Source organism: Lachnoanaerobaculum sp. ICM7, from assembly GCF_000287675.1.
Lineage (GTDB): Bacteria > Bacillota > Clostridia > Lachnospirales > Lachnospiraceae > Lachnoanaerobaculum.
This window is the reverse complement of record NZ_ALJL01000024.1, coordinates 109,118-134,441: the sequence shown is the minus strand read 5'-3', so window position 1 is coordinate 134,441 and position 25,324 is coordinate 109,118. Positions and strand designations below refer to the sequence as shown.

Annotated in this window: 27 protein-coding genes and 1 tRNA gene; 27 read left to right on the top strand and 1 reads right to left on the bottom strand. The window is 35.9% G+C overall.

The window, feature by feature from the left end:
- From HMPREF1140_RS08990 to HMPREF1140_RS08900, 19 genes are all read left to right on the top strand, one after another.
- Positions 1-3,958: FMN-binding protein (locus HMPREF1140_RS08990; RefSeq protein WP_009663506.1), on the top strand; the 3,958-nt coding region annotated here is incomplete at its 5' end.
- Between the two features lie 291 nt (positions 3,959-4,249).
- A complete protein-coding gene (gene alaS, locus HMPREF1140_RS08985) occupies positions 4,250-6,907 on the top strand; it encodes an alanine--tRNA ligase (RefSeq protein ID WP_009663426.1) in 2,658 nt (885 codons plus the stop codon).
- 13 nt (positions 6,908-6,920) lie between these two features.
- Positions 6,921-7,646 carry a glucosamine-6-phosphate deaminase gene (gene nagB, locus HMPREF1140_RS08980; RefSeq protein ID WP_009663456.1) on the top strand — a complete coding sequence of 242 codons (726 nt, stop codon included), beginning with the start codon at positions 6,921-6,923 and terminating at the stop codon, positions 7,644-7,646.
- Complete coding sequence (gene nagA, locus HMPREF1140_RS08975; protein ID WP_009663476.1) at positions 7,637-8,788, top strand: N-acetylglucosamine-6-phosphate deacetylase; 1,152 nt, start codon at positions 7,637-7,639, stop codon at positions 8,786-8,788. The genes nagB and nagA overlap by 10 nt, the downstream gene beginning before the upstream one ends.
- 254 nt (positions 8,789-9,042) lie before the next feature.
- The gene (codY, locus tag HMPREF1140_RS08970) at positions 9,043-9,828 is read left to right on the top strand and encodes a GTP-sensing pleiotropic transcriptional regulator CodY (RefSeq protein ID WP_009663471.1); all 786 of its coding nucleotides are present in this window, start codon (positions 9,043-9,045) and stop codon (positions 9,826-9,828) included.
- 111 nt (positions 9,829-9,939) lie between these two features.
- The gene (locus tag HMPREF1140_RS08965) at positions 9,940-10,257 is read left to right on the top strand and encodes a hypothetical protein (RefSeq protein WP_009663530.1); all 318 of its coding nucleotides are present in this window, start codon (positions 9,940-9,942) and stop codon (positions 10,255-10,257) included.
- Between the two features lie 33 nt (positions 10,258-10,290).
- The gene (locus HMPREF1140_RS08960; protein WP_009663468.1) at positions 10,291-10,743 is read left to right on the top strand and encodes a hypothetical protein; all 453 of its coding nucleotides are present in this window, start codon (positions 10,291-10,293) and stop codon (positions 10,741-10,743) included.
- Between the two features lie 16 nt (positions 10,744-10,759).
- Positions 10,760-11,095 carry a hypothetical protein gene (locus HMPREF1140_RS08955; protein WP_009663448.1) on the top strand — a complete coding sequence of 112 codons (336 nt, stop codon included), beginning with the start codon at positions 10,760-10,762 and terminating at the stop codon, positions 11,093-11,095.
- Positions 11,096-11,112: 17 nt separating this feature from the next.
- On the top strand, positions 11,113-11,964 hold the full coding sequence (locus HMPREF1140_RS08950; RefSeq protein ID WP_009663441.1) for a CbrC family protein: 852 nt from the start codon (positions 11,113-11,115) through the stop codon (positions 11,962-11,964).
- Positions 11,965-12,018: 54 nt separating this feature from the next.
- On the top strand, positions 12,019-12,468 hold the full coding sequence (locus HMPREF1140_RS08945) for a hypothetical protein (RefSeq protein ID WP_009663500.1): 450 nt from the start codon (positions 12,019-12,021) through the stop codon (positions 12,466-12,468).
- A gap of 13 nt (positions 12,469-12,481) precedes the next feature.
- Positions 12,482-13,027, top strand: coding sequence for a hypothetical protein (locus tag HMPREF1140_RS08940; protein ID WP_009663482.1), 546 nt, complete (start codon positions 12,482-12,484; stop codon positions 13,025-13,027).
- The gene (locus HMPREF1140_RS08935) at positions 13,027-13,884 is read left to right on the top strand and encodes a DUF2262 domain-containing protein (RefSeq protein WP_009663511.1); all 858 of its coding nucleotides are present in this window, start codon (positions 13,027-13,029) and stop codon (positions 13,882-13,884) included. Before HMPREF1140_RS08940 ends, HMPREF1140_RS08935 begins: the two co-directional genes overlap by 1 nt.
- A 7-nt stretch (positions 13,885-13,891) precedes the next feature.
- Positions 13,892-14,332, top strand: coding sequence for a GNAT family N-acetyltransferase (locus HMPREF1140_RS08930; protein WP_035620222.1), 441 nt, complete (start codon positions 13,892-13,894; stop codon positions 14,330-14,332).
- A gap of 12 nt (positions 14,333-14,344) precedes the next feature.
- A complete protein-coding gene (locus HMPREF1140_RS08925; protein WP_009663450.1) occupies positions 14,345-14,848 on the top strand; it encodes a YfbM family protein in 504 nt (167 codons plus the stop codon).
- Positions 14,826-15,386, top strand: coding sequence for a hypothetical protein (locus tag HMPREF1140_RS08920; RefSeq protein WP_009663509.1), 561 nt, complete (start codon positions 14,826-14,828; stop codon positions 15,384-15,386). Before HMPREF1140_RS08925 ends, HMPREF1140_RS08920 begins: the two co-directional genes overlap by 23 nt.
- A 10-nt stretch (positions 15,387-15,396) precedes the next feature.
- Complete coding sequence (locus HMPREF1140_RS08915; protein WP_009663478.1) at positions 15,397-15,750, top strand: hypothetical protein; 354 nt, start codon at positions 15,397-15,399, stop codon at positions 15,748-15,750.
- Between the two features lie 2 nt (positions 15,751-15,752).
- On the top strand, positions 15,753-15,992 hold the full coding sequence (locus HMPREF1140_RS08910) for a hypothetical protein (protein ID WP_009663527.1): 240 nt from the start codon (positions 15,753-15,755) through the stop codon (positions 15,990-15,992).
- A 12-nt stretch (positions 15,993-16,004) separates the two neighbouring features.
- The gene (locus tag HMPREF1140_RS08905; protein ID WP_009663432.1) at positions 16,005-16,496 is read left to right on the top strand and encodes an SF0329 family protein; all 492 of its coding nucleotides are present in this window, start codon (positions 16,005-16,007) and stop codon (positions 16,494-16,496) included.
- Between the two features lie 17 nt (positions 16,497-16,513).
- Positions 16,514-16,924 (top strand): hypothetical protein, encoded by a 411-nt coding sequence (locus HMPREF1140_RS08900; RefSeq protein WP_009663457.1) that lies wholly within the window; start codon positions 16,514-16,516, stop codon positions 16,922-16,924.
- Positions 16,925-16,952: 28 nt separating this feature from the next.
- On the opposite strand, the gene HMPREF1140_RS08895 is transcribed toward HMPREF1140_RS08900, so the two are convergent.
- Positions 16,953-18,311 carry an MATE family efflux transporter gene (locus HMPREF1140_RS08895; protein WP_009663531.1) on the bottom strand — a complete coding sequence of 453 codons (1,359 nt, stop codon included), beginning with the start codon at positions 18,309-18,311 and terminating at the stop codon, positions 16,953-16,955.
- 168 nt (positions 18,312-18,479) lie between these two features.
- Here HMPREF1140_RS08895 and HMPREF1140_RS08890 point away from each other — a divergent pair, with 168 nt between their 5' ends.
- The 8 genes from HMPREF1140_RS08890 to HMPREF1140_RS08855 all read left to right on the top strand — a co-directional run bounded on the left by HMPREF1140_RS08890 (position 18,480) and on the right by HMPREF1140_RS08855 (position 25,260).
- Positions 18,480-19,184 (top strand): TraX family protein, encoded by a 705-nt coding sequence (locus HMPREF1140_RS08890; RefSeq protein WP_009663516.1) that lies wholly within the window; start codon positions 18,480-18,482, stop codon positions 19,182-19,184.
- Positions 19,185-19,232: 48 nt separating this feature from the next.
- Positions 19,233-19,306, top strand: a tRNA-Arg gene (locus tag HMPREF1140_RS08885).
- A 63-nt stretch (positions 19,307-19,369) separates the two neighbouring features.
- Positions 19,370-20,224 carry an energy-coupling factor transporter ATPase gene (locus HMPREF1140_RS08880; RefSeq protein WP_009663469.1) on the top strand — a complete coding sequence of 285 codons (855 nt, stop codon included), beginning with the start codon at positions 19,370-19,372 and terminating at the stop codon, positions 20,222-20,224.
- A gap of 18 nt (positions 20,225-20,242) precedes the next feature.
- On the top strand, positions 20,243-21,118 hold the full coding sequence (locus HMPREF1140_RS08875) for an energy-coupling factor transporter ATPase (RefSeq protein WP_009663445.1): 876 nt from the start codon (positions 20,243-20,245) through the stop codon (positions 21,116-21,118).
- Complete coding sequence (locus HMPREF1140_RS08870) at positions 21,111-21,917, top strand: energy-coupling factor transporter transmembrane component T family protein (protein ID WP_009663464.1); 807 nt, start codon at positions 21,111-21,113, stop codon at positions 21,915-21,917. Before HMPREF1140_RS08875 ends, HMPREF1140_RS08870 begins: the two co-directional genes overlap by 8 nt.
- A gap of 4 nt (positions 21,918-21,921) precedes the next feature.
- Positions 21,922-22,659: a tRNA pseudouridine(38-40) synthase TruA gene (gene truA, locus HMPREF1140_RS08865; RefSeq protein ID WP_009663488.1), complete on the top strand. Its 738-nt coding sequence runs from the start codon at positions 21,922-21,924 to the stop codon at positions 22,657-22,659.
- A 412-nt stretch (positions 22,660-23,071) separates the two neighbouring features.
- Entirely contained in the window at positions 23,072-23,635 is a 564-nt protein-coding gene (ahpC, locus tag HMPREF1140_RS08860; RefSeq protein WP_009663512.1) for an alkyl hydroperoxide reductase subunit C, read from the top strand.
- 14 nt (positions 23,636-23,649) lie between these two features.
- The gene (locus HMPREF1140_RS08855) at positions 23,650-25,260 is read left to right on the top strand and encodes an FAD-dependent oxidoreductase (RefSeq protein ID WP_009663438.1); all 1,611 of its coding nucleotides are present in this window, start codon (positions 23,650-23,652) and stop codon (positions 25,258-25,260) included.
- Positions 25,261-25,324 lie beyond the last annotated feature (64 nt).

Sequence of the window (25,324 nt, the reverse complement as noted above, 5' to 3'; positions counted from 1 at the left end):
GGACGGTGAATGGTATGGAACAGCTACATGGAGCAGATATAAGCTTCAAAGAGGTTCAAATATCGTTAAGGTAACTATAAAGGACGGAAAAATCGAGAAGGTAGATTCTGTAGTATATACAGATGATGATAAGATAGCGGGAAGCTATGAAAGAAAGAGAGATTATCTTCTTGAGAAGTTTAAGGGACTTGAAAATATTGACGGAATCAAAAAGCAGCTTAGTGAGAGAAAAGGCGAGATTTTTGATGCAGTCAGCGGAGCAACAGAAACAGCACAGGGACATGTAAGTGCTGTGGAGAATGCCCTTGAAAGATCAAAGAAGTTTAAAAAAGACCAAAAGGTTCAAAGAATTGACTATATTGAGTTTAAAACAAGACCTGACAGTGTTGCAACAGGTCAGAGCCTTGATCTTTCAAAAACAGTGCTTAAGCTTCATTTAAAGGGTGGAGAGGTAAAAGAAATAACACCTTCAGAGTTTGAAGAGTATGGAATAGTTACCGATCCTCTACATGGAAGCGCATTGCCGTCATTACTTGAGTTTGTGCATGTACATTTTAAGAATGCAGATTCTCTTATAGATATACAAAGTGAGATTCAGGTAAGAAAGAAACTTGGTAAAAAATATCCTGATAAGATAGTTATCTCATATGAGAGCGGAGAAACAAAGGATATCACATTAAGTAAGGATGAATATCGCTATATAGTTGAAGCTAAGGGAAAGATAAAAGAAATGACAATCTTTGCAGGAGCGGAAGAACTCGGAAAGGCAAAGTATGACAGAGATCTTTCACAGTGGCGCTTCAATATGAAAGAGATAGCCCATCCGGGATATGATGCATGGGGATATGATGTATATGCGGTAATAGTTGATGTATCAAAGGATACCTCTGAGATAGCATCATTTGCACTTGAGACAAAGCTTATAAAGAAGAACTACTATGTAGGAGACAGCCTTGAAATCGGAGGACTTGAGATAAATGCCGTTACACAGAACGGAAACAATAAGGCATTTGTAGGCTGGGAAGCATGTAAGACGGGAGGATTCACCTCAGATCCTGATAACGGATATGTATTTACAAGTGCTGATATAGGTGAGAAAACAATCACTATCAAAAAGACTATAGGCGGACAGACTGTAGAAAAAACATTTACAGTAAATGTATCCGATCCAAAGAAACAGGTACCTGCAAAGATTGAGCTTTATGCAGGCGAGAAGAAGCTTACAACAGTAAATGTAGACTTTAATAAGTTTAGAGAAGCTCAAGGTTATTTAAAGATATTTAATGTTGAGATACCGAAAGAGTATGAAAAGTGGACTAAGGATACATTCACTGTAAAAGCTTATAATGAGGATGGAGTATTACTTGAGAGCAAGGTAGGAAAGAAATACTCTGTACTTAAAGTGGACTTTGCCAACTACAGAGCATTCCATGAAAGCGGCGGCTATGTATGGATAGGCTTTAAGTTTGTGGAAACACCACAGAAAGAGCATGTATTACCGGCTGCAGTTGAATTATATGATAAGCAGGAACTTATTTACAATAAAACAGGTATTACAAAGCAGGAGTTTGAAGGAAGTAATGCACATTTAGTGCTGGATGTTACAATACCTAAAAAGTATGAGAATAAATGGAGTGAGGATACATTTACAGTAAAAGTACTTGATTCCGATGGCATACAGCTTAATTACAGCCTTACAAAGAGCGACAATATCTTAAATATCAAACTTGTAGATTATCACAGCCCGCAGTTTGGAAACGGAAGTATAGGACTAAGGTTTAAATACGAAGGTGGTGAAAGTGAAGCCGAAACTATAAAGACTGCAAAGGGAGAGGCTCAGATGGAGACTTTCTTCTATAAGGCAAAAGTTTTGGTAACATATAATGAAAAAACAGGAAAAATTATAAAGGTTGAAGATGACGGTACAAATCCGGGAAATACCCATAACAGAGGTTACTGGGATATGTCACTTGAAATGTTTGGTAAACTTGTAGGTAAAACAAAGGACAACGTTGATACCGTTGATGCCGTTACAGGGGCAACGCTTTCATCAAATGCCATTAAAAATGCCGTAAAGGATGCATTCCCTAAGCCACCCGTATCTGAAGAAACCAATATGGATAAATTGGATCTGGTAGTGGACGGAAAGATACATACTTATTATTACAAAAAGTATGATCCTAAAAATACGAATATGACATTTGTTGTAAATGGCAAGGATGTAACCAATAAGGCTAATTTGGTAGGAAATCCATATGTACCTAAGGTATACTACTATGTGGAGGATGATCAAAAACTTACAGGAAATCTATACGGTACTGCTGATTTCCCATACTCATACTTCTATTTAAGAGAGCTTTTAGCTATAAGAACTGCGCCTTCATTCGGAGGTGATCCTACTATAGGACAGGAGCCTACTCCATTGCAAATGATGAGTTTTGGAGGAAGATATGATTCGGTAAGTTCTTCAAAAATAGGAAGCTACGGCAAATTTGCCACAGCGGCTTACACTGACAAAACCGAAACAGGATATAAGATTAAGGGAGTTAAAACACCGGTTCAGGTAGATGCCGACTTGTATGCAAAGGTAAAACTTTTGGCTGCTGTAGGTGCGGAAAATCATACAGCACTTATTCCGGCAATTACAAGTATGACTGCTCCGGATTCCGTTACAGGAATAAGCAGAGAGGTTACAAAAGCGGAATTGCCTACTTATAAGGTTATTAATTATGATTCTACAATCTCCGAAATGAAGGCAAGTGAGAATACTCCTGAAATAAATGCAAATCCTTCAGATGTAAGAGTTTCACTCACAGATCAAAGCGAGTATGGAAATTATCAAATCAACCTCGAAGGTCTGCCTGAGGAAATAAAGACTGATAAGAATGTACTCGGTGTAACATTTGAGGCGGGAAGCAGTAAGAGAAATGCTAAAGTTTTCGGATTATCACATGTTGACAATATTATTGATGACGGTGAGCTTGCATTCTCAGTGGAGATGGGCAAATATGGTGGTAATTTAGCACATAAGCGTTTTGCTTCATTACTGGGTGATAAGATTTACAAAATTACATATTTATTAAGTGATCACAAGAAGTTTGAGATAGACGGATTGGAATTATATATTCCTAAGAGACTTCGCAGCAGTCATATACCTGCTATAGCATCAAAAACAGAGTTTAGTGCGGAAAACGGGGCAGATGTAACATTTGATATGAGAAAAATGCCTTATGAAGGATATGAGATCGGAGATTTATTCTTCGGTTCAAAAGATAATGCCAAGAAACTTGTTGAAGGAAGCGATTATACATTTGATAAAACAAATAAAACTCTTTCAATTAAGAGTACGGAAAACACCGGTGTGGGAGAGTATACAGTGATCTTAAAAGATGCAAATAAAAAAGACGGATACTGCTCCACAAGCTTTAAGTTTGAACTTGGTGAAGTAAAAGAGAAAGAAGAAGGACAGGACAATATAGTAAAAGATGTTGTAGAGAATGTTACAATGTTCGGATACTATGCAAGCCTCAGAGTAACCTTCAATAAAAAGACCGGAGTTATTGTAAGTGTAGAAGACAATGAAACAAGCCCGGGAAATAATGCCGGATTCTGGTCAAATGCATTAAGAATGTTGCCTGATTTTGTCGGAAAGAAAGCATCTGAAATTGATTCTGTAGACAGTATAAGCGGTGCAACGGTGTCATCAGTTGCTATAAAAAAGGCTGTTAAAAAAGCCTTTGCAGACCAAAGCGGCTTTAGAATGGCAAACAGAGATATGGCTGCACAGCAGAGACTTGCTACAGACAGTAATGCCACAAATTCTGTAGAAGAAAAAAGAAATGATTCAGAGAATAATAGAGAAGATTTAACAATTTCTCCAAATCATGCAGGAAAAAAAGGTATTATGAAAAATAAAATCTTGGAACTATATGATCCTAAAAATCTGATTGTTAAATAGTAAATATTTACTTTCAAGAAGGCGATGCTTTATGTGGGCATCGCTTTTTTTATTATTTTACCATTACAATAAGGACATTGAGTTTTAGGCATTATTGTGATATTATAAAAGCAGTTTTGTCTATGAAAATAGAAGGCATTGCCTAAGAATAAGTGAGGTGTATTATGGCTGTTTTTTTATCATCATTTATAGGAAGTTTAATTAAGGCTATCATTTTTGGAATTTTAGCTTTTATAGGTATAAAGCTGGGCAAAAAAGCAAGAGATATGAGAAAAGGAAAATAACAGATATATGAGTAACAAAAATTTTAACAGTGAAAACGGGGTAAACAAAATAAGGAAGAAATTCCTTGACTTTTTTGAGAGCAAGGGACATTTGGTAATGAAGAGTTTCTCTTTGGTTCCTCATAATGATAATTCACTATTATTGATCAATTCAGGTATGGCACCGCTCAAGCCGTACTTTACAGGTCAGGAGATACCGCCTAGAAGAAGAGTATGTACATGCCAGAAATGTATTCGTACAGGAGATATTGAGAATGTAGGAAAGACTGCAAGACATGGTACATTCTTTGAAATGCTTGGAAACTTCTCTTTCGGAGATTACTTTAAGCATGAGGCTATCGCATGGACCTGGGAATTTTTAACAGAGGTGGCAGGTCTTGATGCAGACAGACTATATCCCTCAGTATATTTAGAGGATGATGAGGCATTTGAGATCTGGAATAAAGAGATAGGTATTCCGGCTGAAAGAATATTTAAGTTCGGAAAAGAGGATAACTTCTGGGAGCATGGAGAGGGACCTTGTGGACCTTGTTCGGAAGTATACTATGACAGAGGTGAAAAGTACGGTTGCGGAAAGCCAAGCTGTACTGTAGGTTGTGACTGTGACAGATATATGGAAGTATGGAATAATGTATTTTCACAGTTTAACTCGGACGGAAAGGGCAATTATACAGAGCTTATCCAAAAGAATATAGATACAGGTATGGGACTTGAAAGACTTGCGGTAGCGCTTCAGGATGTAGAGTCCATATTTGAGGTTGACACTATAAAGAACCTGCTTGACAGAGTTGCGGATTTGGCAAAGACATCATATAAAGAGGATGCAAAAAAGGATATATCACTCCGTCTTATTACAGACCATATCAGATCATGTACATTTATGATCTCAGACGGTATTATGCCAAGTAATGAGGGTAGAGGATATGTACTCAGAAGACTTTTAAGAAGAGCTGCAAGACATGGAAGAATGCTTGGAATAAAGGATACTTTCTTGGCTTCTCTTGCAAATACGGCAATAGAGCTTTCAAAGGACGGTTACCCTGAGCTTGAAGAAAAGAAGGAGATGATCCTTAAGGTTCTTACAGAGGAAGAGAACAAGTTTGATAAGACCATAGATCAGGGACTTTCAATTCTTGCAGAGATAGAAGAGAATCTTGCAAAGAGCGGTGAAAAGGTAATCTCAGGTGAGGATGCATTCAGACTCTATGATACTTACGGTTTCCCTCTCGATCTTACAAAAGAGATAATTGAGGAAAAGGGCTTCACCGTAGATGAGGCAGGATTTAATAAGGCTATGGAGGCTCAGAGAAATCAGGCAAGAGCAGCCAGAAAAGCTACAAACTATATGGGAGCCGATGTTACCATATATCAGTCACTTGATCCGAAACTTACCTCAGTATTTGAAGGCTATGACAGTCTTCTTGATACAGGTAAGATAACCGCACTTACTACAGAGGATGAAATAGTTGAGGCTATTGCAGAGGGTGATCATGGAACAATTATCCTTGATAAGACTTCATTCTATGCTACCATGGGTGGTCAGAATGCGGATATCGGTGTTATAAGAAAAGATGACGCAGTATTTAATGTAGTGGATGTTATCAAGCTTGCAGGTGATAAGATCGGTCATGTGGGATTTGTAAGTCAGGGAATGTTTAAGCTTGGCGATGTAGTGGAAACTGTTGTAGATTCTGAAAACAGAAAGAAAACAGCTGCAAATCATTCAGCAACTCACCTTTTACATAAGGCACTTAGAGAAGTGCTTGGAAACCATGTGGAGCAGGCAGGAAGCTATGTTGCCGCAGATAGACTAAGATTTGACTTTACACATTTTAAGAGCCTTTCAAGAGAAGAAATTGCAGAGGTAGAGGCACTTGTAAATGCAGAGATAAATAAAGCTCTTCCGGTAGTTACAGATGTAATGGATGTGGAGTCGGCTAAAAAGAGCGGCGCTATGGCACTCTTTGGTGAAAAATATCAGGGCGATGTAAGAGTTGTAAGCATGGGAGACTTCTCAAAGGAACTTTGCGGCGGTACTCATGTACATAACACATCGGATATAAAGCTTTTCAAGATTCTTTCAGAAAACGGTATTGCAGCAGGTGTAAGAAGAATAGAAGCTCTTACAGGTGACGGCGTTATCGAATTCTATCAGGATATAGAGAACAGAATGCAAAGAGTAGCTGAGCTTTTAAAAACAGGTGAATCCGAACTTGTTGCAAAGGCTGAGAGCTTGCTTGATGAGATGAAAGCTCTTAAGTCTGAGAATGAGAAGCTTAAAGCAAAACTTGCAAGTGAGGCACTTGGAGACAGCACCGAAAATGTTGAAACAATAAACGGAATCAAATTCATTGCAATGCAGGTAAGCGGCGTTGAAATGAACGAGCTTAGAAATCTTGGTGACAAGCTTAAGAATGATGTTGATGAAGGTATGGTTGTACTTGCATCAGATGTTGACGGTAAGGTAAATCTTTTATGTATGGCAGGTGATAATGCACTTAAGGCAGGAGCACATGCAGGAAATATTATCAAAGCAATCGCTACACTTGTAGGCGGTGGCGGTGGCGGTAGACAGAATATCGCTCAGGCCGGCGGAAAGAATCCTGCAGGTATCAAGGATGCGCTTGATAAGGCAAAGGAAGAGTTTAAATCACAGTTGGCATAGGGGGGAGTGCAATATGCGAATTATATGCGCAAAAGATTATAAAGAAATGAGTGAAATGGCGGCAGACATAATAGGTGCGCAGGTACTTTTAAAGCCTGATGCCGTACTTGGACTTGCTACAGGTTCAACACCTATAGGCACTTATGAAGAATTGGTAAGAAGATATGAGGCAGGCAGACTTGATTTCAGTAAAATTAAGACTGTAAACCTTGACGAGTACAGAGGTCTTACAAAGGATAATGATCAAAGTTATTATTATTTTATGCATTCACATCTTTTTGACCATATAAATATAAATAAAAATAATACAAAGGTACCTGACGGTATGGAGCCTGATGCACTTAAGGCAGGTCAGGATTATGAAAATATTATAAAAAATTACGGTGGAATAGATTTGCAGCTTCTCGGACTTGGCAATAACGGACATATCGGTTTTAATGAGCCGGGTGACGAATTTATCGACAAGACTCATGTGGTAGATTTGACAGAGAGTACGATAGAGGCTAATAAGAGATTCTTTGCAAGTATAGATGATGTTCCTAAGCAGGCATATACTATGGGTATAGGAAGCATTATGAGAGCAAAGCGTGTACTGATGGTAGTAAACGGTAAGGGAAAGGCTGAAATTGTAAAAGAAGCATTCTTCGGACCTATTACACCTAAGGTACCTGCATCTATATTGCAGTTACACAATGATTTTATTCTGATAGGTGATACGGAGGCTTTGTCATGCTTATAAAAAATGCGATAGTGTTTGATCCGGACAGAGTGTTCAGAAACAGAGAGATTCATATCTCGGGTGAGAAGTTTTCAGAAAGCTCATTTATGAATCTAGGATTTTCACCGGAAGATGACAAGAAGCAGGTGGATGCTACGGGACTTTATGCAATACCGGGACTTATAGATATACATTTCCATGGCTGTATGGGTGATGATTTTTGTGATGCAAAGGAAGATACAATAAAGAATATAGCTGAATACGAGGCTAAAGTAGGTGTGACAAGTATTTGTCCTGCCACCATGACTATTTCTAAAGATGAACTTAAAGAAATCATGAAAAAGGCTGCCGCATATGACGGCGATACAGGTGCCAAGCTTGTGGGTATAAATATGGAAGGCCCTTTTATAAGTGAGGCAAAAAAAGGTGCTCAGTCATCAAAGTATATATTAAATACCGATATTGACTTCTTCAATGAATTGAATGAGTTGTCGGGAAATCTTATTAAGCTTGTAGATATCGCTCCTGAGGGTGAAGGTGCTATGGATTTTATAGCAGGTGTAAAGGACAATGTCGTAGTATCTATTGCACATACTATGGCAAATTACGATACAGCGGTAAAGGCATTTGAAGAGGGTGCATCTCATGTTACACATCTTTACAATGCTATGCCACCTTTTACACATAGAGAACCCGGAGTGATAGGTGCGGCTATTGATAATGACAGAGTATGTGTGGAGCTTATTTGTGACGGTATTCATATTCATCCTGCTGTAGTAAGAGCTACATTTAAGATGTTCGGAGACGAGAGGGTTATACTTATAAGTGACAGTATGAGAGCATGCGGACTCAGTGACGGAGAGTATACTCTTGGCGGACAGAAGGTGTTTGTTACCGGCAGAAAGGCCGTACTTGAGGACGGTACTATTGCAGGTTCGGTTACAAATCTTTTTGAATGTATGAAGAGGGCTGTACAGGATATGCATATCAGACTTGAGGATGCTATAGCTGCCGCTACGATAAATCCTGCAAAACAAATCGGAATTTACGATAAAGTCGGAAGTATTGAAGAAGGAAAATATGCGGATCTGGTATTGATGGATAAGTCATTAAATATAAAAGCTGTGTATGTACATGGCAAGGAAATATATAGTGAATTATAAATTGTGTGAGGCGAGGTGAAAACTTCGCCTTTTTGAATATTATTATCAGATTATATATAAAATTGACAACTTTATTCAGTTATTTTAAATAAAGTGTTATATTGGAATAATATATCATTTGGATTACATAAGTTTAGATAAGTAAATAATATGAATTATAATATAAAAAAGTTGTACATTTATTCAAATTGTGCTAAAATTTAAATGTGAGCTTTATTGAAAATACGTTGTTTTCTAAGGGGAGGTTTTCTTGAATGAGTGTACAATTATTGGATAAGACTAGAAAGATTAACAAGTTATTACACAATAATAATTCACAGAAAGTAGTGTTTAATGATATATGTGAGGTATTATCAGAAATACTCGAGGCAAATAGTCTTGTTATTAGTAAAAAGGGAAAGGTATTAGGAGTTGGAACACATAATGGTACATCTGAGATTACAGAGCTGATTGCTGATAAAGTAGGCGGCTTTATAGATGAAATGCTGAATGAAAGACTGCTCTCAATATTGTCCACAAAAGAAAATGTTAATCTTGCAACACTTGGATTTGACGAGGAAAATGTAAACAGATTTCAGGCTATTATCAGCCCGATTGATATTGCAGGTTCAAGACTTGGTACTGTATTCATTTACAAAGAGGAGAAGGGCTTTGATATAGATGACATAATACTTAGTGAGTATGGTACAACAGTGGTAGGACTTGAAATGATGAGAAGTGTTAATGAGGAGAATGCGGAAGAAAATAGAAAAATTGCTATTGTGAAGTCTGCTATATCAACATTAAGCTTTTCAGAACTTGAAGCTATAATACATATCTTTGAAGAGCTTAGCGGCAATGAAGGTGTGCTTGTAGCAAGTAAGATAGCTGACAGAGTAGGAATCACCAGATCGGTGATAGTAAATGCACTAAGAAAATTTGAAAGTGCAGGAGTAATAGAAAGCAGGTCATCCGGCATGAAGGGTACCTACATCAAGGTAATAAACGATGTGGTATTTGCAGAGCTGGAAGAGGTAAAGAAGGATCAGGGTATCAAATAAAGTTAACATACTAAGGACCGGCACTGCCGGTTCTTTTTTTATAAAAAGTACAGTAGATACAGATTGTATATTAGTGATATAGTAGAGTAGATATGTGTGAGGTGAATGTATATGAAATATGATGAACTTGATTTTTTTGAATTTTTTGAAAGTGAGCCTTCCTATCTTTTTGAAAAAGAGGCGGGATTTTGCAGGTATTCATATGAAAAAGATAATCTTAGAATAATGGCGTTTTTATCATGTTATGAGGACTATATGAGTATAGATATTTCATATAAAAAGAGTACGGTTTACAGCGGTGAGATAACAAATATAGAAGAAATAAAGAAGTTTGATACAGATATACTTAAAGTAGTAACAGATAAAAATTGGATATTTCTAAAAAAATGGCCATGTATCGGGGTTAGTTTTGAGGAAAGGTTAGAATAGAAATTATATAATATATTTAAAAAGGAGTATAAAATGCTGAAGATAGGTGAAAAGTACCGTTTTGAAGATGATTTAAGTGACAGGCAGAGTTGCCTTATATTTGATAAAGATAGCGGCGAGTGGTCTGTAGATATAGGTTTTAAAGAGGGCGATTTTAGAGGTGAAATTATAATACCGTCTATTTGTATAAACAGTATAGATTCAAACAAAAGCAGTGCAAAAGATCTTGTAGGAGAAACTTTTAGTGTAAATACATTGGAAGAATGTGATGAAAGAGAAGATACATTTTATATTTATGAGTCGGAACCTATGGTCTCATATAGGCTTGAAATTATAGAGATAAAAGATGATAATGCTAATATAAGATGCACCGGAGTATTGATTGTTGACGGTTATGCCGACCCTATTGAAAAAGAATATTTTGAAATTGACAGTCTGATACCGATAATAGAATCAGTAGATGATTGGAAAAAGTTCGAACTATAAAATACGAGGTAATACTATGGATAATATAAATTTTAAACTTCCAAAAATGTATGAAAAGTTTTTAAAAGAAATAAGAGGAAGTGAAGGATTTTCAGTAGGAGATACAGGTGTGATACTTTATGAAGAAGAAGACTTGCCGGAAAGAAATCTGACATATGAGGTTTTTGAATATGAGCCTGATTTTTTTATGATAGGACAGGACGGGGATTTGGCTTTCTTTATAAAAAAGGACTCGGACGATACCATATATAAAAATGATTTAGGAGCACTGGGATCATGCGAAATGGAAGAGGTATCTAAAGATATATATGAGTTTATAGAGTATGTAAAAGAACATTATGAGATGCTTTGATTATATAAGGATGAAACATGAATGAATTTTTAAAAGAATATATTAGTTTAAAAGAAAAATTTGTAAAGCATCATGAAAATGAGGCAAGTGTATTGGCACTATATGAATTTGCGGACAGACTGAAAGAAAGAACCGAAAAAGAAGCCATGGAAGTACTGGTAGATGTCTATCAACTGCTTTATAAGATGGAAAGTGCATATAAACTGTATGAAAATATATATGATAAAGCTGACAGAAAACAGATTAAAAAGTTTTTAAGTTTAAAAGATTTAAATGAGAGTCATGGTGACAGATTTGCAACACCAAGGCCGCTAAATAAAAAAGAAAGGCTAAAAAGGGAAGAACGTAAAAAATTATTGCCGAAATTCAGATATCATCCCGATCCTTTGGAGACAGGTTCGTTTATAGAAGGTGAAGCAAAGATATGCCCTTGTTGCGGTAAAGAAAGTAACACCTACTATGTAAAAAGCCCATATGCTGTAGATGATGTGGATTATCTTTGCCCTGTATGTATTTCAAACGGAGAAGCCGCAAAGAAATTTGATGCCGATTTTATTCAGGATGTTGATGATGACTTTGTGCCGGATAAGGAAAAGAGAGACGAACTCTTTTATAGAACCCCGGGGTATTTGAGCTGGCAGGGTGAGTATTGGCTTTATTGTTGTAATGATTACTGCGCATATCTTGGCAGCGTAGGAACAAAAGAACTAAAAGAAATGGGAATTGCAGAAGAAGTATTTGAAGAGTACAATAAACGAAAAGAGTTTAATGATATAGAAGAATATCTGGAAAAAGACGGATCAATTTGTGGATATTTATTTAGATGTTTACACTGTGGAAAACATCATTTGTGGGTGGATGTCGACTGATATTTTTGATCGTGAGATTAGAGCAGATTTAATATCATATAAGGAATAATCAAAATGGAAAATATAGAGATTTTTGAAAATGCCTGTAATTACTTTTCGGAGAATATCGTCAAATTTAAGGATATATTGACAGAAAAGGTAGATGCACTGAAGGATAAGGAATGGGTATTTGATAAGGGCAGTACAAAAGTATTTAAGGCTGATGAAATCGGAAGAAAGAAAAGGTGCAAGGTCAGTATCGGATATTGTCTAAAGGTGGAAATTACAGAAGCTGATGCACTAACCACTTGGGATGAATTTAATATGTTTTTCAAGGAAACATATGTAGCAGATATTGAAAGAATTTCAAATAATGAAGAACTTGGAAGATATGAGTTTATTGCAAAAAATACTTTAGGTGATGAAGTCAGATGCAGCATCTATCTTGCAAATGAATGGAATATAGCTCAGATTTGTATTTTAGGATATGTTTCCGGAAGATATAAAAAAGCGGATTTAAGATAGGAGTAAAAAAAATATGGATTGGGGTAATATGCGAACCGGACTTGAGGCATTATATTTTCTTGACAATGCCTTGACTGACCCGTCTGAGGAATATCTTCGAATAATCGATAAAGAAGAAAATGAAACTTATTTAAAGTATATTGTTGATAACGGCTCAGGCGATACTCTATATGTTATTTTTACAGAAGATATTGTCTTAATAAAGGGATTTTCGCATGAAAGCAGTTTGAGTCAGTTTGCTAAGAAAGAATTTGACAGAAGTGTTATACAAAAGATATATGAAGGTGTTGATGAAAAATATATTTCTCTCTTTGATGACAGGGAAATAGATGAAACAACATTTTTTATTTGGTATGACGGGAAAATTCATCAAAATAAATTGTCTGATGATGACGGAAGTAAATGGATGATGGGATATATATGTGAAACATATGATGATTTCAAGGAGTTTGTAACAGACTATTATGAAATAGATTTTGATGAAAATTTGCTTGAAAAGTTATATACTGACGGTAAGCTTGATGATGAATTATCACAGCTTATAGGGGGTGAATCTTAATGGAACTCATAGATTATATGAGAAAAAGAAACCAAATGACTGAGAACGAATGGGAAAACTCTTTTGATAAAAAAGAACAGGAAATTCTTGTACTTAGGCATGAAGGTGATGTTACAAGTAAGAGAAACGGATTTTGGGAAGTGGCAATTTGCTGCCTGGCCTATATAGATTGTGAAACCGGAGAGCTACATAAAGAAGAATGTAGATTTGTATTTGCAGCAAGTGAAAAAGAGTATGAAAATCATTTGATACCGGAATTTGATGAAGAAACTGTGTATCATCTAAAAGTACGGAAGAAACTACCTGAAGAACTGCCGGAGATTATGATAAGAAGTCTTGATTTTCTTCTTGTAGATGTAATAGAAAAAAATGCACAAAGTCCGGAGCTTGAAGAAATTCTTGCAGAGTACAAAAAGCCTATAATCATAGAGGATGATATATTGGGTGAGCTTTTGTATGATAGAACTATAAACAGCTTTGAAGGGCATATTCCTTGGCTTGATAAAAAAATTGATATTTCTTTGGATGTTGATAAAGACAACAAATCGGGAATCACAAAGGCAAGAAAAGCCATAAAAGAAATGTACTTAAGTGCCGAAAAATGGGATATGAATATGAGAAAATTTGCAGCGAGAAAGCTTATAGACCTTGCAAAAGATTGGTGTGAATCTGAGGAGGAAGCCGCAAAAATCACAGAAGAAAGTTTTGCCAAGAGAATTACTATAGAGTCGATTTCTATGACATCCGGAGGTTCATTCACTGCGTATTTTAATGATGATGATATTTTTGCAGGACATTGCATAACAGTTGGCGGAAGTCTGAAAAAAGGTATTACATCCGCAAGTATGGGAGGATGAGATGCATATGATAAGAGAAATAAATATATCCGATGCAGAAGATATACAAAAAATATGCAAAACAGCTTTGGGTTATGATGTTGATATAAGCACAGTAAGTAATCAGATAAATAAATTATCTTGCGATAATAAAAATCATATCTTGGCAGTATATGAAGATGAGAATACAAAGAAGGTTATCGGATTTATCCACGCACAGGTGTATGAAAGTGTGTATAGTGATACCGGACTTAATATATTGGGTTTAGCCGTGGATCCTGATTTCCGGGGTAATGGGGTAGGTAAAAAACTAATTGGTTATATTGAAAAATATGCTATGGATAACGGTATTTCATTTATCAGACTGAATTCGGCAAATCATCGTGTAGAAGCACATAAATTCTATGAGAATATAGGATATACATCGGATAAACTACAAAAAAGATTTATAAAATATTTTAATATTTAAGGAGAAAATAAAATGGGACTTAGAGCAAACTATCAATATTTAAGTGATGAAGATTTGGAAACACTTAAAAACTTAGACAATGGGGATGATATTTTTGAAACGGTGGAAGATTGGAATGAGGAGGCTGAAATACTTCTTGATATAGATAAGAACTGGGATCTTCTTCACTATATGTTAACAGGAGTAAGTGCGTCAGATCCTATATGGGAAGACCCTCTTAGTGAAGCTGTGGTAGGTGTAACTTCAATAGAGGGAATAGATGATTTTATAGCCTATACAAAAAAAGACAGAGTTGCTGATATATTAAAAGTACTTGAAGATTTTGATATGGAAACCGCTTTGGAAAGCTTTGGGTTGGAAGAAGGTAAGGAAGCGGAGCTTTATCCGGATATCTGGGATTATGACGATGAAGAAGATGAAATAAAAGAAGATCTTCTTGACTGTTTTGAAAGAATGAAAGAGTTCTATAAGGAAATTTTGGAGGCAGACGGAAATGTCTTGGTTACAATCTATTAAGGATTTAAAATATTTATTGTTTCTTCTTGTACCTGTGGGAATATATCTGGTGGTTATCGGCATAAAAAAAGTCAGATTATTTGCCAAGGCTAAGATGATATATGAAATGCCTGTAAGCTTAATAGACGGAAGCTTTAGACTTGAGGATGGCGGTAAATATGATATATGGCTTTCGGGAAAAAAGTATTCAGTATCTCCTATATATAATTTAGATATTAAACTAAAAAATAATGCTACAGGAGAGTTTGTACAATTATATCCGGATTTTTTTAGGACTACGGCAAACAGTATTAAGGATGCCAGAGTTAAGCTGTTTACATTTGATGCGGATAGAGGAAGCTATAATATCTCATTAACGGACAGTGTAGAAGAAAGAGAAAATATTATAAATAACAGGGTTATTGATTATAAGAAGTTCTCCATACAGATTCGTGAAAATGTTAAGGGGCTAACTATATTCGTGGGTTCTTTGTGTATTATATTTGGATTTATGGCTATTGATGTAGGATTGATATTCCCTCTTTTATATAAATTTTAAGGAGAAGAGTATGCAAATAAAAGTCTATATGGGCAGGAGCAGTATGTGCATGGGAGATGATGTAAACGCACCTAATCCCGATACATTTATTTTGCCTGATACCTTGGCAGAGTTTGTAAATATTGTGTATGATAAGTTGCCTTTTGGAAGGTGGGATTGCTATTTGGGAAAATATATAAAGACCGATTCACCTGATTCAGGGCTTGAGGACGGAATATTGGTTTGGAAAATAAAATCCGGAGAGAGCGCACCGATAGTTACAAGGTATTATGATGAAAATGGAAAGGTTATAATAAAGCATGATGATAACTGGCATGAAGAGATTGTAAACTACCCATATCTATATTTTTATAAGAAGGACTGACATTGGAAACAGGTAAGACTTATATTGTCAGAAAGAATATTTTTAACTTTAAGGTCGGTCAGATATTGACTCTAAAAAGATGCGGTTACCAGGCTTACTTTGGTGAATATAATTTTGTGTTTGCAGATATTGAAAATAAAAATATTTGTGTGGTTTTAAGAGGCGATGATGAAGAGGATATGAAAATATATCGTTGCTTAGATGAATATTTTGAGAAGCTTTATGATAACACGAATTTATAGTTTGGAGGCAAAATGTCAACTTGGAGCGGTATAAGAAAACGAATGGAAAGCGAATATCTGGCGGAGAGTTTAAAGGGGGATATCAGCTACTTTGCGACATCCTATAGCAGGTCTCCGGATCATGAAGGTAGGGCAGCTATAAGGTATAAAGGTAAAGAGATTATAAAGGGTTGTTATTATCATAATTGGACAAAAGCGGCGTCATTTCCAAAAGATGAAAAATATGAAAGACGTATGAGGGAAGAATTTGCCTATATTGACGATACCGCCATAAAGCTTGGAGTGTTCGATCAAACATGTTTTTATAAGGCATTTGATGAGTTTGATAACCAAAGCATTGAAAAGAGTCTATGCAGTGAAAATATGCTTGTCAGGATATTTGCTGTTTTGGACAGAAGAGTCGGTAAAAGAAAACTTATATCCATGAAAGAAACTATAGAAAATGAACCTGATTCAATTAAAGAGTTTTTTGCCATTCGAATGAATGCGGAGGGGATAGTATAGACTTTGAAAGGAAATATATGGATTTTATAATAGCCGAAGAAGGTGTACCTGTAAGTGTAGGTGCATATGGAGCAGAAATCGCATATTATGGAAGTGAGATTGAATTAAACTATGAAACGGAGCCGCCGATGGGTGATTTTATTTTTTCTGCAAAGCTTCCACTGTTGGATAGAGAACTACCGTTTTGGATGTATGGAAGAAATCTTGTATTCTTAGACGCATATTATGTGATTGTAGAGAGTGTTAAAAAGAAAACCTGGGATCCTATAACGACTGTAATCATAGATATTCACAGAGGAAAATATGCAAGTCTTAATCATTGGTATACCGATATATCAGTGGAAGATGAAGTTGTGCTTAAAAACAGGTATGACAAAAGAGTACTTACATTAAATAGCGTAGACGGATTGGAATGGATACAATTATAGTTATAAGGGGCGATTATCGCCCCTTATTTTAAAAATCTCTTGTAATATTTTTCAGCCATTTATAGCTCTTATAATGCTTATAAACAAAAGGAATCTTTACAAATTCATCAGTACAAATAAGGAAATATACCCACATTGGTGGAAGCTTAAGAACAAAAGCCGATATAAAGCCAAGTGGAACCGAATAGCACCACATATCTATTATATCACAGAAAAATCCCCATTTGGAATCGCCGCCTGACCTGAATACACCACAAATCATTGCAGTATTGAATGCCTGGCCTACTATATAATACATATTTATAAAAAGCATTATACTAAGATAACTCTTTGCAGTAGGAGTTAAATCAGCCATAGTGAAAAATACCGGTCGTAAAAGAAATATAACTATTCCACCTACAACTGCAGACATACTTGTTATTTTAACAAAGTGTGAAGAATCTGACTTTATAGTATCGGTATTTCCGGAACCTATCGACTTTCCAAGGATAATTGCTCCTGCATCGGCTATACCGAAACATGCCACAGTACCAAGGTTTCTTGCAACCACAACTACTGCATTCGCCGCCACTATATCACTGTCAAGATGCCCCATAATAACAGAGTACATTGAAAAGGCCACTCCCCAAACTATCTCATTTCCGAAGGCGGGAAGAGAATATTTCATAAAATCAAAAAACAATATTTTATTTACTTCCAAAACATTCTTTATATGAAAATGAATGGCTTTAGGTATAAAATTATCTATAACACATATTGTAAATTCAACAGCTCTTGCAATTACGGTTGCCAGTGCAACACCGAGTATTCCAAGCTTCGGTGCATCGAACAGTCCGAAAATAAAAACTGCATTAAAGATAATATTTAAAATCAGTGCAACAGCATTTGTAACGGTTGAAAAATGAACTCTTTCTATACTTCTCATTGCACATAGGTAGACTTGAGAAAAACTCATAAAAAGATAGGAGAAGCTTACCATTCTAAGATAAGGTATACCTTCAGTGATTAAATTTATATCATTTGTAAATATTCTCATCAAAACATGTGGAAAAAAGAATGCCATAATGAAAAACATACTTGAAATAAATATGGATAGCTGCATACCTATGCCCATAATATGTTCAATTGTCTTTGTATCTTTTTTTCCCCAGTACTGTGCGGCAAGCATGATAACACCTGAAGAAATACCTGTATAGACAAGTTGTAATATAAACATAACCTGGTTTGCCAGTGATCCGGCTGAAAGTGCATTTTGTCCTACAAACCCTAGCATTATTACATCGGCTGAATTTACAGCGGTTGTAACAATATTTTGTAAAACTATCGGGACGGCAAGCCTTAAAATATCTTTATTAAAAGATGAGCTGCCTTTTGTAACGGTGTACATACTGATCCTCCATACTAATAAATCTCTTATTTAAGAGCGTGATTTTACCATTATATGTGCAGTGTACTTACAAGTCAAATGATTACAAAGAATATGTTAAAATTCATTTTATAAAATATTCATTTTGATATGATATAATAAAAATTCATTATATATATAAGGAGAACTATGGGATTAAAAAGAATTCAAATTTTTTCAGGGGCACAGTTAAAATATATAGCATTTATTTCAATGCTGATTGATCATGTAAATAATGCTCTTATAACACCGATGCTTGATGGCAGTGGATTTTTATTGTATTTGTCAAATATATTTTCAATATTGGGAAGAATCGCTTTCCCTATTTTTGTATTTTTTATAGTGGAGGGATTTTTTAAAACAAAAAGTAGGAAGAAATATCTGATTACATTGATAGTATTCGGTATAATATCGGAAGTACCTTTTGATATGTTTACATCAAAAACATTCTTCAATCCGTATTGGAATAATATGATGTTTACTCTGGCTCTATGCCTTATAACTATATGGATAATTGATGCTTTAAAAGAGAAAATTAAGATTAAAGCCTTATGGTATACAGTTTCGATTATAATAGTTATAATTTTGGGACTTTCAGCCATGGAACTTAGCCTTGACTATGATTATCATGCAGTAGTAGTAGCTTACATCTTTTATATTTTTTATGATAAGCCTCTGATCCGAGCAGGATTAGGTTATCTTTCCATTATAAAGGAGTTATACTCATTTTTGGGGTTCGGTCTGACTCTAACTTATAATGGAAAAAGAGGTAAACAATATAAGTGGATTAATTATCTTTTTTATCCTGTGCATATATTTATACTGGGCATTTTGCGTTTTTACTTAAATATTTAAATCCTATTGACAAACACAAAACACTAATGTAAAATATGTACTTGCAATGTGTGTGTAGCTCAGCTGGATAGAGCACTTGGCTACGGACCAAGGTGTCGGGAGTTCGAATCTTCTCACGCACGTTATTAGAACCTCAGCAACCTTGCTGAGGTTTTTGTTTTATAAAGAGTAAGTAAAAGGAAAATATGGGAATAGTAAAAGCAACAAAGCTTATATTTGATTATATAACCAGAGATGAAGAAGATAATGTAGAAGAAGTAAGAAGAGCTATCAATAATTTAAATATTGATATAACTCAAGGTGATTTTGTAGCAGTTTTAGGTCATAACGGCTCCGGTAAATCCACATTTGCAAAACATTTAAACGGTATATTGTTACCTACAGAGGGTACTGTATTTATCTCTGATTTGGATACGGCAAATGATGAAACACTTCTTGATTTGAGAAAGATGGTGGGAATGGTATTCCAAAACCCGGACAATCAGATTATAGGAAATGTAGTAGAGGAGGATGTAGCATTCGGACCGGAAAATATCGGTATTCCTACAGATGATATGTGGAAGAGAGTAGATGCCGCACTTGAAGCGGTAGGTATGACTGCTTACAGATATAAATCTCCAAATAAACTTTCAGGTGGGCAAAAGCAAAGAGTGGCTATAGCCGGTATTATGGCAATGAAGCCGAAATGCATTGTACTTGATGAGCCTACAGCGATGCTTGATCCAAATGGCAGAAAAGAAGTTATAAAGACAGTTCTTGAATTAAATAAAAAAGAAAATATTACGGTAATACTGATTACTCATTATATGGAAGAGGTTATAGAAGCCGACAGAGTTATAGTTATGGATGAGGGTAAGATAGTAATGGACGGAACACCGAAAGAGGTTTTCTCACATGTGGAGGAATTAAAGAAACTCAGACTGGATGTACCAAGTACTACCGAGCTGGCATTTGAGCTTAAACAATCAGGACTTGATTTACCGGATGGCATACTTACATTGGATGAGCTTGTAGATAATCTTTTACCGATATTAAAATAAACACATTTGGAGATAATAATGCAAGATAGCGTGCAAATAGAAGCAAAGAAATTAAATTTTATATATGGAGAGGGTACCGCATTTGAGCAGTATGCCATAAAGGATGTATCATTTACCATCAAAAAGGGTGAGTTTGTGGGTGTTATCGGACATACCGGCTCGGGAAAATCTACTTTGATACAGCACTTGAACGGACTGATAAAGGCTACTTCAGGCGAGCTTTTCTTTAACGGAGAAAATATATATACGGCAAAGTATGATATGAAACTTCTTAGACAAAAGGTAGGTTTGGTTTTCCAATATCCTGAGCATCAGCTCTTTGAGGTGGATGTACTCTCAGATGTGGAATTCGGACCAAGAAATCAAAAACTTTCTGAAGAAGTGGTGGAAGCAAGGGCAAAGGAAAGTCTTGCTCTGGTAGGCCTTGATGAAAGCTATTATAAAAAATCACCTTTTGAACTTTCAGGAGGACAAAAAAGAAGAGTTGCAATAGCCGGAGTTTTAGCTATGAATCCGGAAGTGCTCATTTTAGATGAGCCTACAGCCGGACTTGATCCGAAGGGAAGGGATGAGCTCTTTGACGAAATTATAGAATTGAAAAAATCAAGGGATATGACAGTCATTTTAGTTTCTCACAGTATGGAAGATGTAGCAAAGTATGTTGACAGATTACTTGTTATGAATGCCGGTGAGCTTGTTTTAGACGGAACACCTAAGGAGGTTTTTAAGAAATATAAATATCTTGAGAGCATAGGACTTAGTGCGCCGGGAATAACTTATATAGTGGAGAGGCTTAAAAAAGAAGGTATAGACCTTGGGGACGATATTACTACAATAGAAGAAGCCAGGGATACAATATTAGAGTATATTAAGAGGAAGGATAAAAATGCTTAGAGATATTACATTGGGACAGTATTACCCAATAGATTCTGTAATACATAGACTTGATCCGAGAACAAAGCTTTTTGGAACCATGATTTTTATTATTTCTCTGTTTATAGCAAACTCATGGCCGGGATACGCTTTGGCAACACTCTTTTTGGTGGTTGCTATTTCGCTTTCAAAGGTACCGGTGAAATTTATGGTAAAGGGGCTGAAAGCGGTCCTTATACTTTTGATTATCAGTGTCAGTTTTAATCTGTTTTTGACTGACGGAGAAGTGGTATTTAAACTATGGATAATTAAAATAACTAAAGAAGGTATCAGAATTTCAATATTCATGGGACTGAGATTGATTTTCCTAATAGTAGGATCATCTATAATGACATTGACAACAACTCCGAATGCACTGACAGACGGCCTTGAAAAAAGTCTTGGGTTTTTGAAGGTTATAAAGATACCTGTACATGAGATATCAATGATGATGTCAATTGCACTTAGATTTATTCCTATATTGATAGAGGAAACAGATAAAATAATGAAGGCTCAGATGGCAAGAGGTGCCGATTTTGAGTCCGGAAATATAATACAAAAAGCAAAGGCAATGGTACCGCTTCTTGTACCGCTTTTTATTTCAGCAATGAGAAGAGCTACGGATTTGGCAATGGCGATGGAAGCCAGATGTTATCACGGCGGTGAGGGCAGAACCAAGCTTAAACCTTTAAAATATAAGAAGATTGATATAATTGCATATTTATATTATTTGATATATATGCTTATATGTATTGCATTGGTTTTTGTGTTTAGGAAGTAGGGTAATGAGAAGAATAAGACTTATAGTATCCTATGACGGTACGAATTACTGTGGCTGGCAAAAGCAGCCCAACGGAATAACTATAGAAGAAGTATTAAATAATGCTATTTCAAAATTGACAGGTGAAGAAACAGAGATAATAGGTGCCTCCAGAACAGACTCCGGAGTCCATGCCTATGGAAATGTAGCGGTATTTGATACTAATGCAAGAATGGCGGCAGATAAGTTTGCATTTGCTATAAATCAAAGATTACCTGACGATATCAGAATACAATATTCCGATGAGGTGGAAGCAGGTTGGCATCCGAGAAAGAACGACTGTATAAAGACTTATACATATAGGATTTTAAATCGAAAGATTGATATACCTACAGAACGACTTTATGCTCATTTTTGCTATTTTAATCTGGATGTTGACAAGATGAGAGAGGCAAGCGGGTACTTTATCGGAACACATGATTTTACAAGCTTTTGCTCACAAAAATCTCAGGCGTCATCACCGGTAAGAACTATATTTTCTCTGGAAGTATTACAGGATGAAGATATGATTACTATTGTGATAAGAGGTGACGGTTTCCTCTACAATATGATTCGAATCATAGCAGGTACTCTGATAAAGGTAGGTATGGGAGTTTATCCGCCAAGTCATATCACAGAGATAATGAAAGCAAAAAACAGAAAACTTGCAGGACAGACAATGCCTGCAAAGGGACTTACTTTAGTTGAAATTGAATATATTTAAGCAGGATGCGAGATAATCGCATCCTTTTTTTAGATAATGAATAATAAGAGGGCTGCTGCTCGGAATATAATATAAATATATAGAATTTAAGCTATATTGAGTTCATTGGTATCCGGAGCAACGCCCCTTTTTTATTTTGAATGAAACTTCTATAATTTTATTCAGAATCAGAACTTAAGCAGAGTATAGAATCTCATAACTCCATATAAAAAATTAGTGTATATAATTGGTAATAATAGGAATTATTATTAGTTAAAATGCTGAAATTACAAAAATGCTATTGTGTATACAATAATTTTATGTTAAATATAATAACAACAGGTTAGGAAAACCTATCATTTACTTTTCGAGTAAAGATATTTCCTATACTGATTTAGAACTAAAAATATTTTATTTATATAAGGAGGCAATTATGTCATTAATTAACAAGGAAGTTGGAGAGTTTAGCGTACAGGGATTTCATAAGGGAGATTTTGTTGAGGTATCTAAGAAGGATATCTTAGGAAAGTGGAGTGTATTCTTCTTCTATCCTGCAGATTTCACATTTGTATGTCCTACAGAGTTGGAGGATTTACAGAAGAACTACAAGGAGTTTGCTGAGGCAGGATGTGAGATTTATTCAGTTTCAACAGATACACATTTCACACATAAGGCATGGCATGATCATTCAGAGCGTATTTCAAAGATCGAGTATCCGATGCTTGCAGATCCTACACATGTGCTTTCAAGAGATTTTGAAGTATATATCGAGGAGAACGGTTTGGCAGAGAGAGGTTCTTTCATCATCAATCCTGACGGAAAGATCGTTTCTTATGAAGTAAATGCAGGTGGAGTAGGAAGAAATGCAGAAGAGCTTTTAAGAAAGCTTCGTGCTTGCCAGTTTGTTCATGAGCATGGCGATCAGGTTTGCCCTGCTAAGTGGCAGCCGGGTGCTGAGACATTAAAGCCAAGTCTTGATCTTGTAGGTCAGTTATAATATTAGGGGACATTATGAGTAAAAATATGTACGATGCAGTCATTGTGGGCGGAGGTCCTGCAGGTCTGACAGCGGCTATTTACTTAGCCAGAGCATATTATCGTGTACTTGTTATAGAAAAAGAGAAATTTGGCGGTCAGATCAGTCTGACCGCTGAAGTTGTAAATTATCCGGGAATAGAGCATATCTCAGGAGCAAAGTTAGGCGAGCAGATGAGAAAGCAGGCGGAAAACTTTGGTGCCGAATTCTTACTTGCTACAGTTGACTCCATTGATATGGACGGTGATATCAAAAAGGTACATACATCAAAGGGAGATATTGAGTGTTTCGGAGTAATACTTGCAACAGGTGCATCGCCGAGAATGATAGGATTTCAGGGTGAAGCTGAATTCAAAGGACATGGAGTTGCATATTGTGCGACATGCGATGGAGAATTCTTTAAAGGAAAAGAGGTTTTTGTTGTTGGTGGTGGATTTGCCGCAGCGGAAGAAAGTGTATTTTTGACCAAGTATGCAAAGCATGTAACCATTCTTATAAGAGAACCTGACTTTACTTGCGCAAAGACTACTGCGCAGCATGCTTATGATAACGAGAACATAACCGTACTTACACATACTGAAGTGGTTAAAGTAGAGGGTGGAGACGTCCTTGAGAGAATTGTTTATAAGAACAATGAAACAGGTAAAGAAGAAGTATTTGAAGATAAGGAAGGTTTCGGTGTATTCGTATTTGCAGGATATGAGCCGGCAACATCTTTGGTAAAGGACTTCGGAATACTTGATGAAAGAGGATATGTAATTACAGACAACTCAAAGAAAACTGCAATTGACGGATTGTATGCGGCAGGAGATGTTTGTATAAAGCCTCTCAGACAGGTGGTAACAACTGTAGGAGATGCAGGTATTGCAGCAACAGAACTTGAAAAGTATATCTCTGTAATGCATAAAAAGACAGGTATCAAGCCTGTAGTTCCGATAAGGCAATCAGGTGCAGGAAAGGGAAGTTTACCTAAGGAAGAAGTCAAGGAAGAAGGATTATTCTCATCTGATATGCTGGCACAGTTAAATACTGTATTCGGTAAGATGGAAAATGATATTTTACTTAAGGTATATGTGAAGGATGATGATGTATCAAAAGAACTCCTTTCATATATGACAGAACTTGGTAAACTTACAGACAAGATTTCTGTTGAAGAGGTAAAAGATGAAGCAAAGGCGCCTGTTGTAGAAATACATAGAGACGGAGAATACAGCGGTCTGGCATTCCACGGTGTTCCGGGAGGACATGAATTTACTTCATTTATTCTTGGTATATACAATGTATCAGGTCCGGGACAGGGATTAAGTGATGATATAAGAGAGAAGATACTTAATATAAAGGATAAAGTATCATTTAAAATCTTAGTATCACTCAGCTGTACAATGTGTCCTGATCTTGTTGTAGCGGTACAAAGAATTGCTTCGTTAAATACGAATATTGATGCACAGGTTTATGATATAAATCATTTCGGAGATCTCAGAGAAAAGTATCATGTAATGAGTGTGCCGTGTTTGGTAATGAATGAAGATAAAGTTTTCTTCGGTAAGAAGAGTATAGAAGAAGTTCTTGAGTATATAAATAATTAAATATTAAAACTATTGAATTCAGTAGGCTGAACCGTGTTATAAAAGTGAAGTTTTGTAACGGTTC